The organism is Xanthomonas sp. 10-10 (genome assembly GCF_040182365.1).
GTDB classification, from domain to species: Bacteria; Pseudomonadota; Gammaproteobacteria; order Xanthomonadales; family Xanthomonadaceae; genus Xanthomonas; species Xanthomonas arboricola_F.
Genome location: NZ_CP144460.1, coordinates 1517360 through 1535227, shown reverse-complemented (window position 1 = coordinate 1535227; position 17868 = coordinate 1517360). Strand labels below are relative to the sequence as shown.

Sequence of the window (17868 nt, the reverse complement as noted above, 5' to 3'; positions counted from 1 at the left end):
GAACACCAAGCAGAGGCATGCGCTCTTACGATTCCCCATTCTCCATTCCCGATTCCCGATTCCCGGCGGCGCCTGGTAGCCCAACAGCGACTCCGCCAACCATCCAGTGCCGCCTTCATACATATCGCGGTATCGGCCCCAGCTGCGGCGTCTGGTCCCGCAGCTCCACTTCCACGTCGTCTACGTAGCACCAGCCCCAGCCTTCGGGCGGGTCATAGCCTTCGATAATGGGATGGCCGGTGGCGTGGTAATGCGCCGTGGCGTGTTCGTGCGGCGAATCATCACAGCAACCGACATGGCCGCAGCTTCGGCACAGGCGCAGATGCACCCAGGCACTGTCGATGGCAAGACACTCTTCACAGCCGCGCGCACTGGGCGTGACGTCTTCGATCTGCGTGGTATGGGTGCAAGGGTGGCTCATGCGGTGGTCGACTCCTGATTGGCGCTGGCCAGTTCGGAAGCCGGCACCGGGTTGGCCTGATGGGCCAGGTATTGATGGATCTGCGCGACCACGGCGGCGCCCTCGCCCACGGCGGCAGCCACGCGCTTGACCGAGCCGGCACGCACATCGCCGATGGCGAACACGCCGGGGCGATTGGTCTCCAGCGGCAGACACGCCGGCACGCCATCGCCGCGCGCGGTCCCGGTAACGACAAAGCCGCGCTTGTCGGTCTGCACACACTCCTGCAGCCAACCGGTATTGGGGTCGGCACCGACGAACAAGAACAGGTGCCGCAACTCCACGCGCGTGGTTGCACCGTCATCGCGCGTACGCAGCACCGCCGCCTGCAGCCCGCGATCGTGGTCGCCCTCCAGCGCGGTCACTTCGGTGCCGGTATGCAGCTGCACGTTGGGCAACGCGGCGATGCGCTCGATCAGGTATTGCGACATCGAGGCTTCCAGCCCCGTGCCGCGAATGATCAGGTGCAGCTCCTTCACGCGCGGCGCCAGAAACGCCACCGCCTGCCCTGCAGAATTGCCGCCGCCCACCAGGGCCACCACACCGCCCTCGCACAGGCGCGCTTCCACCGGCGAGGCCCAGTACGACACGCCATGGCCCTCGAAGCGCTCCAGCCCTTCAATTTCTGGGCGTCGATAACGCGCACCCGAGGCGATCACCACGGTGCTGGCCAACACCTGTTTGCCATCGGCCAGGTCCAGATGCAGCGCACCATCGTCGCGACCGCATTCCAGCGTTGCCGCCTCGATCGGGATGGCCAGCTCGGCACCGAATTTCAGCGCCTGGTTGTAGGCGCGGCCGGCCAGCGCCTGGCCGGAAATGCCGGTCGGAAAGCCCAGATAATTTTCGATGCGTGCCGACGCGCCGGCCTGGCCGCCGATGGCGCGCTGGTCCATCACCAGCACCGACAAACCTTCGGACGCGGCATACACCGCCGTCGCAAGACCCGCAGGGCCGGCGCCCACAATCGCAACGTCGTAGCGCTTGTCCGGGTCGATATCCGGCGTCATGCCCAGGCAATGCGCAGCTTCGGCATCGCTGGGCTGGCGCAGCACCCGGCCGCTGGGGCACACCATCACCGGCAGATCCTGCTCCTGGATGCCGAAGCGCTGCACCAACGCGCGGCCTTCCTCGTCGCAGGCATCGATCACCGTGTTCGGGTAACCATTGCGGGTCAGAAAGCCCTGCAAACGGGTCAGATGCGGGTCGTCCGGCTCACCGATCAACACCGAGCCCGACGCATCGCCTTCAATCAGGCCGACCCGGCGCAGGATCAACGCGCGCATCACCACCTCGCCCACTTCGGCCGAGCTGATCATCAGCGCGCGCAGATGCGCGGTGTCGAATGGCAGCGCCAGGCAGCCCTGCTGGCCGGCACGCCCAGCCGCCAGCGATGCGCGCCCGGCCAGCTGGCTCACCTCACCGGTGAACTGGCCGGGCGTGTGCCGGGTAATCGGCTTTTCGTTGCCCAGCCCGTCGCGACGCACCACCTCGATGGCGCCTTCCAGCACCACCCAGACCGGGGCGTGCGCATCGCCGACTTCGAACACGATCTCGCCGGCGTCGAACCGCTGCGCCGGCCCGCTGGCGAAGCGTCGCGTGATCGCCAATTGGCCCGCGTCCAGCTCGGGAAACATCTGATGGTGACGGGTAGCGTCCAGAGGCATGGATCGGCAGCGTTTGGGGGGATTGCATGCAAGCATGGCCAGTGGTGACGGCAATGGCAATCACCCGAAATGGGCAATGTCAGCCATGCCGGGCGCAACATAGAGGCAAGCGCACGCGAGCGCAGGCCGCTTTCAAAGCAACATGTTCGCCGCCTGCACCGGCCAGCGCCCAGCGGAGCGTCACCGTGCAAACGGACACAAGCGTGCGCGTTACCGCTGCGTCGGCTGCCAATGCGGGCCGTACTGGCCTGCCGCCATGCGCTCGGCCGGGCGCACGCGAAACACCACGCTCATGCGTTCGCCCACGGCCCGACTGGTCTTGGGGATGCCGTGGGTGTGAGTCAGCTGCGAGGCATGGCTCATCGCCAACAGGCTGCCCGATGCCAGCTCCAAGGCGATGGCCCGGCTACGGCCATCGTTTGCCCGCAGATTCATGCGCCTTGCAGCCCCTAGCGATAGCAGCGCGATGGGATATGGCGCAACCAGCGTGTGCAGTGCGTCGTGATGCATCGCCACGCTGTCGCGTCCATCGCGGTACAGATTCAACCCCACCGCGTTGTACGGGGCGGGCAATACCGCCTGCACCGTCTCCAGCAGGCGTTGAAGCGGCAGGCCGGGCGGCAAGGCGTCGTCCAACCGGTAGGAGGCCAGCAAACGCGGCACCTCCACCACGCGATCGTACATCTCACGCCGCTGGCTGTGCCAGTCGGCGCGCTCGCGCAGTGCCGCAAAGCACGCCAGCGCCAGTGCGGGCGTCAGCAGCTGCGGCCAATAGCGCACACCGCCTTCGGCATCGTCCAGTAACTGCAAGGGCGCGACGGGGGTGTCGAACAAATCCATCTGCGCCATATGCGGGCGTGTGTCCGAGATTTCAGCTGCGCGATGCGGGTATCCAGTGCGCCAACCCGACCAGTTCAGTTTCGTGCTGCGATAGATGCAGACCGCATGTCATTTACATCGCGTGCTCAGTTCTGGAAGTTGCCGCCTCGTGCCGTGCATCGCACCTCTACTGCCAAGGCCTTCGCTTGCGACCCGTCCAGCTGCGCTGACCAAGTTGTTGTTGCCGTTGCCGAGCACGTGGCGCACGTGGTGTCGGCCGCACGCAGCGAAGCGGCGTTTCATACCGCCACCGAATGAAGCGGCGCATCTGGCGGACGTGCCGTAGAAGTTCTGGTCGTGTACGTCAGCGGCAAACATTCCGGCAAGGTCAAGGCCCCGGCGAGCCGCCCGCAACATTGGTCACGTACATCGATCGACGATAGCGGCGTTCGATGTCGTTGATTGGCGAATGTTGATTGGCACAGACGCACGCGTTGAAGCATCCCGATGCGGAATCTTCAACGCGATAGCCGCATACCGCGACTCCTCGTGCTCGGTAAGATGCTGCGCCGCTGCTTTCGTACTCGCTTTGCCAAGCATCGCCAACACATATGGCGCTAGCGGCCGCAACAGCGACTACTTGGTCGTTCACGGCGTAATGCCTGTGGCCGGCAACGCCGCTGTGCTACGGTCCGGCGCTGCATCCGCCCGGAGACGTTTCGCATGCCGCACCGATCGATCGCATCCTCTCGTCTGCGCTGGCTGGTGCTGCTTGCCAGCCTTGCTGTCACTGCCGGCAACGCAGCCCCGCGCGCGGCCGAGGCCGCCTTCAGCGCAGTGGATCCGTTCATCGGCACCGGTGGCGAAGGCCACACCTATCCCGGCGCCACGGTGCCGTTCGGCATGGTGCAGCTGAGCCCGGACACGCAGATCAAGCCGCGCAAGGAGGCCTATGGCTGGGCCGCCGGTTACCGACACAGCGACAGCACCATCGTGGGCTTCTCGCATACGCACTTTTCCGGCTCCGGGCATTCGGACCTGGGCGATGTCCTGCTGATGCCGCAGGTTGGCGAGGTCAAACTCGAACGCGGCGATATCACCAAGCCCGGCAGCGGCTATACCGCGCAGTTCGACCACGCCAGCGAGCAGGCGCAGCCCGGCTACTACGCGGTCACCTTGAAAGACCGCAACGTCCGCGCAGAACTCACCGCCAGTGCGCGCGTGGGTGTACATCGCTATCAGTTCCCCAAGGGCGTACCGGCGCATGTGCTGGTGGACCTGCGCACCAGCCTGTACGACTACCCCGGCAAGGTGCAGTGGTCGCGGCTGCGCGTACGCGGCGATGGCACCGTCACCGGCTTTCGCGAAACCCGCGGCTGGGCACCCGGCCGCCAGCTGTACTTCGCCATGCGCTTCTCCCGCCCGCTCACCGCCACGCAATTGCACGACACCGAGCAGAACGTCCCGTACAAGGGCTTTCCGCCGCCGGGCGAGAAGAATCCCGCGCAGCGCGCACAGATCGAAGGCCGGCAACTGGTCGGCGTGTTCGATGTCGCCAACGATGGCACGCCGCTGGTGGTCAAGGTCGCGCTCTCGCCAGTGAGCGAAGCCGGCGCCATCGCCAATCTCGATGCGGAGGTGCCCGGCTTCGATTTCGACCGCGTGCGCGCCGATGCACGCGCGCAGTGGACGCAGGCGCTGTCGGCGATCGACGCGCAAGGCACGCCGCAACAACGCACCCAGCTCTACACCGCGCTGTATCACACCCTGCTCGGCCCCACCCTGTTCATGGACAGCGATGGCCAGTACCGCGGGCCGGACAACGCCGTGCATCAGGCGCATGGCTGGACCAACTACTCCACCTTCTCGCTCTGGGATACCTACCGCGCCCTGCATCCGTTGCTGACCCTGGTGCAGCCGCCGCAACGCAGCAGCGACATGGTCAACTCGCTGCTAGCCTCGCGCCGCGAGAGCGCCTACGGCATCCTGCCCGTCTGGGCGTTCCACGGTCTGGAAACCTGGTGCATGATCGGCTACCACGCCGTGCCGGTGATCGCCGACGCCTACATGAAGGGCATCGGCGGCTTCGATGCCGACGAAGCGCTCGATGCCATGGTCGCCAGCGCCAACTACGGCCCCTACGACGGCATCGCGCAGTACCGCGAGCTGGGCTATGTGCCTATCGACGAAGAAGGCGAAGCCGCGTCCAAGACGCTGGAATACGCCTTCGACGACTGGACCATCGCGCGCATGGCCGACAAACTCGGCAAGCCCGCCATCGCCGCCGAATTCAGCAAGCGCGCCGGCAACTGGAAGCACACCTTCGACCGGGCCACCGGCTACATGCGCGCGCGCACCCGTGCCGGCAACTTCCGCGCGCCGTTCGACCCCTCGGCCAGCGGCTACGGCAGCGACTACACCGAAGGCAATGCCTGGCAGTACTCCTGGTATGTGCCGCAGGACGTCGCAGGACTTGCAGCCGCACATGGCGGCGACAACCAACTGCTCGCGCGCCTGGATGCGGTGTTCGATGCCAAGGTCGACCCCAAGGTGTTCGAGCACATGGAAGACATCACCGGCCTGATCGGCTGGTACGCGCACGGCAACGAGCCCAGCCACCATGTCGCCTATCTGTACGCCTACGCCGGCCAGCCCTGGCGCACCCAGGCGCGGCTGAGCCAGATCGTGGACACCCAGTACCACGCCGGCCCCGAAGGCCTGGCCGGCAACGACGACCTCGGCCAGATGTCGGCCTGGTACGTGTTCACCACGCTGGGCTTTTATCCGGTTGCACCGGGCAGCAACCAGTACATCATCGGCCGCCCGTTCCTGCCGCGCGCCACGCTCAACCTGCCCAATGGCAAGCGCTTCAGCGTGATCGCCGATGGCCTGAGCAAGGCGCGCAGCTACATCGGCAGCGCCACCCTCAACGGCCAGGCATTGAATCGCACCTACCTCACCCACGAGGAAATCCAGGCCGGCGGCGAGTTGCGCTTCCGCATGCAGGCCACGCCGAACACGCAATGGGCCACCGATCCCGCGCAGCGGCCGTATTCGATGTCCACCTCAACACCTTAGAACGGCTGACACAGGCACCTAAAGGCCAACAAGTTAAAGTGGCTTTCGCCGCCTTGGCAAACAAAAATAAAAACCCTTGTATTTCTTAAAAAACTCAGAAAATCAAAAGGCCCTAAATATTTAAAGCACCACTCCAAATAGCATACTTAAGTCAGTTTTTCTTCAACCAATGGAAGGAGCTTCCTTCAACGCTTTTATTAAACACTCAGTAGCTGCGTCAACTCTATAGAAGTAATCGTCCCAATCTGCTGAAGATCGCTTACTTAGGTAAAGGTCAACTGCCGGGTAAACGACATGGTCTTCCCTGACAGAATGCACCATCATCGCAATCTCCACAGGCTCGCAAGACAACTGCGCATTTAGCATACACCCTAAGGAATTGAACAGGTTAACAACTAGATCCATCTCCTGACTACTGCGCGGCACGATGCCGACATGCCGCTCGTCCGGCATGTGTCCTACAGGACGATAGTCGTGGCCTTCGCAACTTGTATAAGTTACCAGGTTATGTTCAAACGCGATCGCCACCAGCAGATCTTTAACTCCCGGTTCAACAACATCCAAAAAATTGGGATGAAAGCGTGAGGCCAGACAGCTCTGAGAAGGAAACGGGTTGCCATCGTTATTAAGATTCCCGAACTCGGAGCGTCTCTGCGACATAGGAGCTTCTTCGGCAATCCTAACCATCTGCATTTCGTCCAACGGGAGGTCCCACAAACGAATGAACAACCCTAATCTGGCAGAATTGTTCTGCGAACGCGGCTGAAGCTGTCTAATACCCATTTCTGAACTTCCTGCGGTCATTGGATGGCAAGAGACGAACCAATCAGTCCCTGACTAGTAGCTATGCGGACAGTTCCTGCTTCAACGTGGTACACGCGACTTGCCCTCCGAATAGTTTCCGGACGATGCGCAATGGACAAGCAAGTAATTCCGAGTGCCGACAAGTTATCAAGAAGTTTATGCTCCAAATTTTCATCCAGGTTTGCAGTCCCTTCGTCGAGCAACAAAATTCTGGGTGCATGATAAAGAGCCCTCGCCAGAAGAATGCGCTGCTTCTGCCCACCGGAAAGAGCTGAACCTAGATCGCCTATGCGGCTATTGAATTTCATTGGCATAGCATCTATTTCATCAAGGATCAGAGCTGTATGGGCACATGCCCGAGCACGTTCTTCGTCTGGACTCGACTCGAAAAATGCGATGTTGTCTATAATGCTTCCTGACAACAGGGTGTCATCTTGCATGACCACACCGAACATCCGGCGATACTGCTGGAGATCATAGCTGTGGATATCCTCACCATTAATGCGAATTTGCCCCCTAGTCAGCTCGATCAACCCAAGCAGAACTTTAAATAGCGTCGTCTTTCCGCTACCCGAAGGCCCGGTGATGGCGACAAATTCACCTTGCCAAAAATCCAGGGAAACATCTGAGAGCACGTCACCCTCAGACGCACTAAAGCGTGCGGTAACATCAATCATCTCAACATGAAGATCATGGGAAAAAGAGGCTGGCAGGCCGCCTTTCTGACTTGAATCCCTCTCTATTGGCGCCAAAGCGATCTCGGAAAGTCGATCCATATGCAAGCCCACAAGTCGCAACTCCATGACTTGCTCTGCGAATGCCATGGACTTTACCGAAAAATGGGATTTGTAAACAAATATGGCAAATAGTAAACCCAAACTAATTTGCCCCGCACCCACTTGGATCGCGCCCAAGTATACACTCGCGGACAAATCCAAACCTAAAAGCATTACTTTCGTGGCGGATTGCGTAGAGCTCACTAATCCTGATCGCATGTCGGCCTCCACCAAGCGGCTGTATTGGTTAATCCAGGCGCTGAGTCGCTCATGTTCCTTAGCGAAAATTTTAATTGGCTGCATCCCTCTGATGGTTTCAATAACATGCGAATTTTCTTCTGAGCGTGCCCTCACCGCTTTCTCGGTTAACAGTCGGGTGCGACCAAAAAATGTCATTCGCATCAAGAGATAAACCACGAATGTCATCATCGCAATAAGCGCAAGCTTTGCTGATAGCGCACTAATGATCGCTAGAGCGACCACGGCGATCACCCCATCAAGCATGACGCGCGGCAAGGCACCTATCAAAACCTGTCGGATAGCGTTAGTGGATTGATACCGGTCCACCAAGTCACCGGCCGAACGCTTGCTGTAAAAGCTTAGCGGGAGTTGAAGCATATGCCTTATCAAGTGGCTCATGAATTGCTTATTGAAAGACGAGCTAAAATGCAGCATTACATAATCGCGAGCAAGAGTAATACCCCCATGCAACAAGGCCACTCCGGCAAAGCCGATCGTTATAGACGCAATAAAATCCAGATCTCGGTATTTTAGACCTGTATCAATCACAGTCTTTAACAGGAAAGGACTGAGCAAAGCAAATGTTTCTAGAAATAAAGTAAGCCAGAGCACCTGGGCAACATAGCCGGCAATACCACGTCTACCGCTAAGAAAAGCAAGAAGGGTAAACCGCTCACCCTCCCGACCTACACGAAAATCCGCACTTGGTGTTAATTGCAACGCAATCCCGGTGAAGTGATTAGAAACCTCATCATTGGACATCTGGAGAACACCGCTTGCAGGATCGTGGACAATAAATTTGTCCCTCCGGGCTTCGACAAGCACCACAAAATGCTCAAAATCCCAGTGAAGGAGAGCAGGTAGCTTTAATCGGAAAAGCCCAGACATTTCACAACGAACAGATCGCGTACTAAGCGAAATTTTCTCGCCGAGTTCAACAATGTCGCGCAGTGTTGCACCCTTCTGAGAGATCGGAAATCGCTTACGAAGATCAAGCAGGGAGATGTCAAGACCATGGTATCCAGCGACCATAGCCAAACATGCCAGTGCACATTCACTACTTTCGGCCTGGTATATCATTGGCGTCTTGCACTTACGCGACATCAGCTAACCATCCTGATCAAGATGAAAGGGAAAATAATTTCCTTGGCACACCTCTTACAGCCACTAAAGGCTCTATCGGCAAGCTCGTCAAGGCCTTTATTTGGATGCGTAAGCAGTGGCTCGAACGTGTAGGTACGGTGCAGCGCACAGCAATAGCGGAGGTAATGCGTGCACCACTTATTCTTCCGCTAGCGCCAATAAGTTTAATCTTGCCTCCCACCTGGAAATAGTGTGGATCACCCGTAGTCAATAGAAGCTCTAAACCGTCGTTAGCCATTAACGCCGGCGAGGCTGCTAGCTCAACACGTGGAGCTACGCGCAGATTTACGGCAATTAGCATCACCATCATCAGCGCACCTAGCGGCAGTAACGTTACTAATCTCACTGGGAGTGGCCGGAACAAATCAATGCTACCGAAACTCCTCAAACGCCTATACTGCTCAGCCTCCGGGCGAAAAAATGGACGAGATTCAATAGGGTCGGGGCGCATTAATTCTCTACAATGGTGAGTAGGCTAGGCAAGCAATGTTAGATTAAGAAAGACCTGCGGCGAATTGATCAGAAACTTCGGTGAGCGAAGAAAATCGCAACGATTTTAACCGATCCCGCAGTGGCTCATATAGTGCGATACCTAGCTCACTTAGCTCTGCATGGTCTTGCAGCGGCGCGGCAAGTTCCCGCATATAGCAAGCCACAGTCGACCAACGTGCGCGTACTTCTTGGTTTAATCCCGCTGTTGCCATATGGTCAAATACAATCATAGCATTGCCAAAAGCGTGGTATCCCAGCAATATTCGGTCAAGAGGCCGGTCGCACTTTTTCAATGGTGAATAGTATGAGCGCGCGCCCGGAATTACAGTTGATCCAAGCCAACCGCACATATGGTAATACTGATGTGAGCACTCGTGAACAAGCATTTCAGCAGTTTCAGTGACTGAGGCGGGCACTGCGACGTCGATACCACCCATACGTAAAGCAGATGAATTACTACTTATCATATTTGCCGCCGGACGTACTATAGGCGTTATTTCGCTTAGCAATGCGCAGACCCATCCTACATATTTTGGTGAGCCCTCACGCAGTAGTTGCAAAGCCGATTGTAGTTGCTCTGCGGCACTTACGAAATCTGTCTCAACGTCGCATCTATCGTTTATCCATTCCATTCGATGCCAAGAGTCGCCGACGAGCCGTATCGCCGATTGGCCATCAATTTTTATAAAATTTGATGGGCGCTCTACATGGTCCCACAACGGACCTCTGTCGCTGTCGCCGATGCAGTGCAACAGCAATCCTCTCCCATCTTTCCGCGTCAATGAAATTGATTTATTGTCAGCATGCAGCTTGCATTGCCCTTCAATTGATCTACCACATATCAATACAGGAGACTGCAGTTCAACATCAATAGCAACTTCATCTAATATACCGGTAATCAGGCCACTGATAACCACCTGAGCCAGTAGCCAATCATTATCTGCAGATCGGCAAGAAGGTCTTACAGCAGGGTGCAAGCCAGCAAATATACTACTAACCTCAGGAGTCCAGTATGCACTAGACGCCTCCCTAGATCTTATTCTCTCTAGCATAACTTCGATCAAGTTTGCATAACGATGACAGCCGATGCGATCGCGCACTTGTTGGCAGAATGCGATGTATTGAAGAGTCACCAATTCCGCCGCGAGTGATCGATAATCGCCTTCCATTGGCGAGGAAAAATAGCGAAAGACGTCCATTGAACCCTCTCATTTAAGCTCAAATACCATTTACATGAAAGTTCCGCGCCTTGTATCGTGGTTCGCTTGAAAGAATTGCGGCCATGATATCCATCGCACCTTCCCGACGAGCAACTACGCTAGCCAATGCCGAATGGATGGAATCGAGAGTTTGGCAGAACACCGAGGGTTGATCGAATTGCTTATCTTTAGAATAACGATTAAATAAATCACCAGAACGACACGTGCGATACCATTCGCATACATCACACTTTTGCGGTGGGTTATCAATGCTATCGATCAACGCTCGCCACATTGACCCAGCGAAGAAATCAGCCATCCTGGTATTTCGCACGGTCACATCGGTTGGACAAAAAGATCTGTCGAGCGCCATGATGTTGTCATCCGGACCGATAAACCCCTCGGCTGATACCGTTATGACGCCGTGGCGATTGGCACGCCGGTAATCCAAACCTTCAGCATATTGCTCGGACATCAGTGCAAGGATGATTTCAGTAAGCAGGTAAATGCGCACAGGCTTTTCTTTACTCGGATTCAACCAGTACTCGATAACCTCATCAAAAAAGCGCATCCATTTCTCTTGAGGCTGCAAAAACTTACTATCATGGCCTTCGCGAGGGAGTAGCAGGTTTAGGCTATAGACCTCGAGATCCTCAACGAAATGACGGATGAGCTCACCTCCGTGCAATTCTGGATTAGCAACACAAAGTACCCCACTAGGTGGAATACGGCCCTCTTTAGCTGCTTTTTGGAGAAGTTTCAATCCACGGACACTATTCTCATAACTACCGCGCCCGCGACGATCTGGGCGTTGACGATCATGAATATCTTTTGGCCCATCTATGCTAACACCAACCATGACACTGTGCTTAGCGAACAAGTCCACCCATTCGTCGTCAATCAGTGTTCCGTTTGTCTGCATACCAATGTGCAGTTGTGTACAGCTGTCCAGCGATTTACGGAGAATGTGGCACAAGCGGTCGAAACGTACCTTAGGAAGCAATGTAGGCTCGCCTCCATGCAGGCCCAGATAGACTTTCTCGATACCCATATCCAATACGCCCTGGCGTATGAAGCTGGCAGTATCGATGACTGTCTGCTCAGGAATCAGCGCCCGACTGAGCTCGGATATATTGTTTTCCTGCTCGAAATAATAACAGTATGGACATGCAAGATTACAACGCTCAGCTAGCTTCAACACAACATCAATGCTGTTACCTCGAAATGGAGGAGACATTCGCACACTTCCTGTGAATGCAGACGAATCGATCTTATCGGGATTGCATATGCAATGAAGCTGGGCTTTAAAAGGTACCGGCAGGTATGCCGGTACCTCACCTTGTGAGACTTTACTACAGCACTTCTTGTGGCACACCTGATGCATGGGCAGAGCCATGGGCGGATCCGTGGGCCGCACTGACCATGTCCAAATGGGCATCGACCAGGTCAGTCATATCCCCTACATTCATGAGTGAGTTCGAGGAACCTTCAATCTTTGACTTCAGGCGCTCTGCGAGACTCTTTAACTTGCTGTCCATGAAACCTCCATTGTCTTTGTAGAGAGTGATTGAGAACTTCTATTCCGGTAGACCTACTGTTACTCCGGCAACATCCTGGGCCGGCACCAGATTGAGCATGCCAGACGCTGGCACACCAATGCTCTGCTTCACTAGCTCTAAAAGCCAACCGCGCTGAAAAAAACAGTCAGGCGCTGCGCGTAGCAATAGCAGGCGAAACTGTTATTGCCCGCATTGCAGGAGGGAGGACTGCGAGTTGACCCAGCGGTATCAGCAAAATAATTCCAAGCAGTGAGTACTCGATAGGCAGACGAGAAAGTTCGTAATAGCCCATCAAAAGCAGATTCATTCCAATAGCCATGGCTATGCCAAGAAACGACCCGACCGTCGTCAAAAGCAAGTTTTCCACTTGAAAATAATGCAATACCTGTTTCCGTGTCGCTCCTAAGGCGCGGCGTATACCAATAGTACGAGTTCGTTGCTGGACCCAGAAGCTTGAGAGGCCGAGAATCCCAGCCAACGTGATGATCAACAATCCGGTGCAGACAAGTACTAAAAGACCAGCCATTGCTTTATCGGTACGATAGTACCGATCGCGCAGTGACTCTATAGTGCCGTTGTTCAGGCCATATACGCGTGGCGGCCCAGCCAGCCTAAGTGCCTGCAGTGCCCTCTTCAGAGTAGCCTCACTATCCTGCGGAGTAGTACGGAGCACGTAGTTGGCCCCTGAAGTGTAGGGAAGGTTAACTGGAAATATAACTGAATAATCCATGGTGATTGGATCATCCACCTCACTTGGACGAGTCAAGCGCTCAACGATGCCGACAATCCGGGTCGGCTGCCCTCCCCAGCTATAAAATGACTTTCCTATGGCATCTTCGCCAGGAAATAGCCGCTCCGCCGTCGCACGAGTCACGATAGCCGTTGGAATAACGACTTCACCTGGAATATCGGTGGACTTCCAGTCAACGTAGTCGTCACCAGTGAAGTCTCGACCTGCGACTAGGTTCAGACCCAATGTCTGGATGACCCCTGACCCGGCCAGATAGATAGCGGCGTCCAAAGTGGGCGTCGCTTGATCCTCACGCATGCTTACGGCGCTGTTTGTTGACGAATCGCCATACGGAATTTGGTTGACAACGGTCGCGGAAAGTACGCCTGGAATCGCACGCAGTGCCAGGAGATCGGTACGCGTCTGTGCAAGGGAATCTTCATCTTTTTGACTAGCCGGACTGAGCTGAAGCCTCAGTAATGCTTCTTCAGCGATGCCTGTCGGGCGCTGGATTCGCGCCACCCGCTCGACGATCAGAAACCCTGCATTGCAAATAACCGCATAGGCAAAGGCGATCTCAAGAATGATTAGGGCTGCGATAATCTTATGGTGACGAAGGGCGGACAAGATCGGGTGAATATACATTCGAAACCTCAAAGATTCTTGAGCTGACTAGCAGGTGCAATTCGGCATGCACGCCAAGCAGGAAATGAGCCGGCGATAAGAGTGGCAAGGATAGAAAGGGTAACTGCCCAGACCAAGGTAGAGGCATTCATCATTGCCAAATGAGCATGACCCGCTGATTGCTGGCGTACTGCCCATAAACCAATCCATGCAAACAGCAGGCCCGCTAACCCACCTGCAATACCAACAATGCCGGCCTCCACCAGACATTGCAGAAACACCGCACTTCGCGGCGCGCCAAGTGCACGACGGAGCCCAATCTCGGGAGCTCGGCGCAAGAATTTAGCCAGCAGAAGCCCAGTGGTGTTAAGCAAGCAGATAAAAAGAAACCCGGCTGCAAGCCAAGTTTGCAGGCGTACATCGCTAGGCACCACTCTCTTGTACTTCAGCCAACTGGTGATATTGTCTAATCGCACATTCACGGGTCGCTGAAAACGGCCATTTCGTCGCTGCAGCGCGGAATAGTTCTCCAAGTATGCGATATAGGCGTCAGCATCGGCGGCAGAAGCAAGCTCCACCCAGTACTGCACCCATGCACAAGGAGAGTTGACACCGAGACGCCCTTCCTGAGTGTCAGCACCACCCCAACATGTAATGCTACCAGCTGTCCCCATCCGCAACTCACGCGACGTAGAGAAAGGAATGAAGATCTGCTCTGAGTCGCTAAAACCACCTTCCCGACTGAGGTCGTAAAATTTTGGATGTACCTCCCATGGCCCAATGACTCCCACGATACGGAAATCAACACCATTTAACCTCAAGATCTTTCCGATACTATTGGCACCCGGAAACAGGCTGTTTGCCAGAACTTCGCCTAACACTACAACACGTGCAAGAGATTGATCATCCGCCGCCGTCCACACTTGGCCTTGAGCCAATGGAACCTGAAACATGGGGAAAAAGTCAGCTGATGTATAACGTATGCGCTGGCGGAAAGGCATTTGAGCATTGTCGGGCGGCTCCACAATCACAGAGCCAGCCGCCATCAATGCTTGTCGGACGCCTTGCTTTTCGCGCAGCAGCTGCTCAGCATCTTGGCGCGTCATGAGGTCATGCGGTTCGCCGTTGGGGCTGAATCCTGCCATATCTTGCGCATCCATTCGCGGATGGAATATACGGCCACTACGATCAGGCATCGGATCTTTAGAAACCACCAGAAATACGGTCAATGTCGTCATGACTGCACCAATGCCGATACCAATAGCCAAAATCATCAAAATAGTAATCAGAGCATTGCGACGCAGGCTCAATAGGCCGTACTGCAAATGATATGAAAGCAGCAAGGGGCGACGGGCTAAGAAAATCATTCGATCATCCTTACCGTTAGAGATGTCCCTTAGAAAAATATTGGTTAATGTAGCTCATGATCAACCACATGTAAGAAAGCATCATATTAGTCACTTTTAATTAAAATGGACGCACAAGTGATACCTATAGTTTTCTTAGTGGAAGGATCCATGATCTTTGCCCAAGCTCCTCCCCCGACAACGTAAACCCCGCACTGTTTAACTCACGAGATCACACGCCCCATAGAACGCAAAGCCGCCTTCAACGAGCATGCGATTCAATATTTTGAGCATCCCATGCTAGTCCGGCCCCAAGACACGCAGGGAACTTTTACGCAGTGGGTTGATTGCAGGCAACCTTTATAGATCACCCCATATTGGATGCGTATACGCCGAGTAAGTGCTGTATTGCATGCAATGGTGGTCACACATTGCATCGATAGCATCATTCATCCTTGCCTCCTTGTAGCACTCCATAAGCCACAACTTCCTTGTAACTTACTTCTCTCAAGACTTCAAGTAAAGAATGGTACCGAATCATGAAATTTTTGAGTGACGCACTGCTTATAGAGCAGATCACATGTTTTTGTGGCACAAGTCATACTTCCACCTCACGCCAGGGATCTTGGCTTGAGGCATAGACGGATTACTGTGCAAGCATAGCTAGATATACTCATCTTGAGGTTCTGCCTGCGCCAGTTCTTAGCCGCTGCGGTGCTGATCCAAAAGTGTGACTTTGGCCGTTTGCCGCACCTTTAACCAGAGGGCAGTCTGCGCGCGTCGCTGCTCGTTGGCCAGCGCGATCTGGACGCGAACAGATGCTGCAGTGTGGTGCCGCAGCATATCTCCCGCATACATAGCTCGCTCTTTTGCTGATGCTTGTAGCCATTGCATCTGGCACACGGACCGCTTCCCCAGTTGAATCTAGCGTGAGCGCACAAAGAGCGACGGCCCACCACTAACCTTTGCGCCCACCAACAAGCAAGGATGAGCGCAGATCACCGATCTTTAGCCTCAAAGCAAATAGCGTGCAGCCAACGCTTCGCCCGATTGATAGACCGCTTTTTCAATGGAAAGTATCGTTAAGCAAAAATTCTCGCCTGATAGATGCATTAGCCTGATGAAGGCGAAGCACATGACACTCCGCAGGCATTAGGCCGTGTACGCGAGCTTAGACCTGCGCCAGTGGAGTCATCCATAACGTGCCAACCGATCCAAAATCCCAGGCACTTCCAACCCAAGCTCCCGCGCCAGAAACCCCACCGGCCCGATCCGCCTGGCCAACTGCCTGCCCGCCGCCGCATGCACAAACACGCCCCATAACGCAGCGCCCACCGCATCGCAGCCACGCGCGGCAAAACCCGCAATCAATCCCGCCAGGACATCGCCAGACCCGGACGTGCCCAACCCGGATGCGCCTCCGCGATGCATCCACAACGCACCGTCGGGCCCGGCAATAAAACTGTCCGCGCCCTTGACGATCACCACGCTGCGCAGCTTCTGCGCAAACTTCAGCGCGTACTCCCCCGGCGCCGCTTCCACCGCTGCCTTGTCGTCGCCGGCCAGGGTCGCCATCTCGCCCGCATGCGGCGTCAATACGAATGGCCGCCCGATCGGCGCCCGCAAACCGCGCGACAACGCACCGGCATCCAGCACCAAGGTGCACACCGCCTGTTCGGAAGCGCGCCTGACCATCGCCGTGGTGGTGGCCGACGACGCCATGCCCGGCCCGATCACTGCCGCGTCGCAGGCCGCCATCGCCGCATCCAGCGCGCGGTTCCCGCGCACGATCTCGCCGTGCGCGTTCTGCGCCAATCCCAACACCAGGGCTTCGGGCACCGCCAACGCCATGCCCGGCGCCACGCTGACGGCGGTGGCGATCTGCAACTTGCCCGCACCGGTGCGCAGCGCCGCCTCGCTGGCCAATAACGCCGCGCCCGGCACGCGCATCGAGCCACCCACGATCAACACGCGCCCGCGCTGCTCCTTGTCGCCGCCGGGTGCCGGCAACGGCATTGACCGCAAGGCCGCGGCGGTAAGCAGGCGCACGCGCGGGGCGGCCATCAGCGCGCGCCGGCCGGGCGATCGGACTCGGTGGTCACCGGCTCATCAGCCAGCTCCGGCGGCACGAAATTGGTGTGCAGCAACTCCATCGATTGCCCGTCGGCCGCCACCGCATACCCGGTGACCCCACAGTTGGGCACATCGCCTTCGCGATCGATGTCCAGGATGGTGGCCTCGTCCATCCGCTCGATCAGGTAGCGGAAGCAATTGACGATCACCTGATGCCCCACGATCAGCACCCGCGCGCCCACATGGTTGCGTTGCAGATCGCCCACGATGGCGCGCAGCCGGAAGATCACATCGCACCAGCTTTCGCCACCGGGCGGGCGGAAGTAGAACTTGCCCACCAGGTTGCGTTGCTCGAAGAGCGCTGGAAATGCATCTCGAATACCGGACGTGGTGTAACGGTCGAGCACGCCGAATTCCTTCTCGCGCAAACGCTCGTCCACGCTGACCGACTCGGCCGGCTGCCCCAGCGCACGCGCCACCGCGGCGGCGGTCTGGCGCGCACGCACATAGGTGGAACTCAGGATCAGGGTCGGGCGCTCGTGCTCGGGCAAACCGGCCATCCACGCCCCCAGCGCCTCGGCCTGGCGCTCGCCCAGTGGCGAGAGCGGAATATCCGCATCGCGATGCTCCAGGTCGATCAGCGCCGCACCATTGGCTTCCGCCACATCGCGCGCCACATTGCCTGCGCTCTGCCCATGCCGCACCACCCACAACCGCGCCGGCCACTGCGCCGAGACACCGGCTACCGCACTGTTCTCACTCACATGCTTCTCCTGCACAACGTCGGCCTCAGGTGTCGCACAGCCGCCGTGAAAACATGGTCGACCAGCGCATCTGTGACCGGCGTTTCAATACGCA

At 56.8% G+C, this 17868-nt stretch carries 13 protein-coding genes; 2 read left to right on the top strand and 11 right to left on the bottom strand.

The annotated features are described in order from the left end of the window. Positions 1-115: 115 nt before the first annotated feature. From VZ068_RS06570 to VZ068_RS06560, 3 genes are all read right to left on the bottom strand, one after another. Positions 116-421: a UBP-type zinc finger domain-containing protein gene (locus VZ068_RS06570; protein ID WP_349657211.1), complete on the bottom strand. Its 306-nt coding sequence runs from the start codon at positions 419-421 to the stop codon at positions 116-118. Next, the gene (locus VZ068_RS06565; protein ID WP_349657210.1) at positions 418-2127 is read right to left on the bottom strand and encodes an FAD-dependent oxidoreductase; all 1710 of its coding nucleotides are present in this window, start codon (positions 2125-2127) and stop codon (positions 418-420) included. The genes VZ068_RS06570 and VZ068_RS06565 overlap by 4 nt, the downstream gene beginning before the upstream one ends. Positions 2128-2337: 210 nt before the next feature. Then, positions 2338-2967, bottom strand: coding sequence for an alpha-ketoglutarate-dependent dioxygenase AlkB (locus VZ068_RS06560; protein ID WP_349657209.1), 630 nt, complete (start codon positions 2965-2967; stop codon positions 2338-2340). A gap of 105 nt (positions 2968-3072) precedes the next feature. On the opposite strand from VZ068_RS06560, the gene VZ068_RS06555 reads away from it, so the two are divergent. Both VZ068_RS06555 and VZ068_RS06550 read left to right on the top strand, forming a co-directional pair. Then, positions 3073-3264: a hypothetical protein gene (locus VZ068_RS06555; protein ID WP_349657208.1), complete on the top strand. Its 192-nt coding sequence runs from the start codon at positions 3073-3075 to the stop codon at positions 3262-3264. Positions 3265-3669: 405 nt separating this feature from the next. Continuing rightward, on the top strand, positions 3670-6024 hold the full coding sequence (locus tag VZ068_RS06550) for a GH92 family glycosyl hydrolase (protein ID WP_349657207.1): 2355 nt from the start codon (positions 3670-3672) through the stop codon (positions 6022-6024). 162 nt (positions 6025-6186) lie between these two features. On the opposite strand, the gene VZ068_RS06545 is transcribed toward VZ068_RS06550, so the two are convergent. From VZ068_RS06545 to VZ068_RS06510, 8 genes are all read right to left on the bottom strand, one after another. Next, complete coding sequence (locus VZ068_RS06545) at positions 6187-6807, bottom strand: hypothetical protein (protein ID WP_349657206.1); 621 nt, start codon at positions 6805-6807, stop codon at positions 6187-6189. 17 nt (positions 6808-6824) lie between these two features. After that, positions 6825-8948 (bottom strand): peptidase domain-containing ABC transporter, encoded by a 2124-nt coding sequence (locus tag VZ068_RS06540; protein ID WP_259166173.1) that lies wholly within the window; start codon positions 8946-8948, stop codon positions 6825-6827. A gap of 533 nt (positions 8949-9481) precedes the next feature. Beyond that, on the bottom strand, positions 9482-10678 hold the full coding sequence (locus tag VZ068_RS06535; protein ID WP_349657205.1) for an HEXXH motif-containing putative peptide modification protein: 1197 nt from the start codon (positions 10676-10678) through the stop codon (positions 9482-9484). A gap of 19 nt (positions 10679-10697) precedes the next feature. Next, positions 10698-12074: a radical SAM protein gene (locus tag VZ068_RS06530; RefSeq protein ID WP_349657204.1), complete on the bottom strand. Its 1377-nt coding sequence runs from the start codon at positions 12072-12074 to the stop codon at positions 10698-10700. Positions 12075-12382: 308 nt separating this feature from the next. Continuing rightward, positions 12383-13612, bottom strand: coding sequence for an FtsX-like permease family protein (locus tag VZ068_RS06525; RefSeq protein WP_349657203.1), 1230 nt, complete (start codon positions 13610-13612; stop codon positions 12383-12385). Positions 13613-13620: 8 nt separating this feature from the next. Then, a complete protein-coding gene (locus VZ068_RS06520; RefSeq protein WP_349657202.1) occupies positions 13621-14958 on the bottom strand; it encodes an ABC transporter permease in 1338 nt (445 codons plus the stop codon). Between the two features lie 1170 nt (positions 14959-16128). Continuing rightward, positions 16129-17001: an NAD(P)H-hydrate dehydratase gene (locus tag VZ068_RS06515; protein WP_349657201.1), complete on the bottom strand. Its 873-nt coding sequence runs from the start codon at positions 16999-17001 to the stop codon at positions 16129-16131. Then, positions 17001-17789, bottom strand: a complete 789-nt coding sequence (locus tag VZ068_RS06510) for a histidine phosphatase family protein (RefSeq protein WP_349657200.1) — start codon at positions 17787-17789, stop codon at positions 17001-17003. The genes VZ068_RS06515 and VZ068_RS06510 overlap by 1 nt, the downstream gene beginning before the upstream one ends. Positions 17790-17868 lie beyond the last annotated feature (79 nt).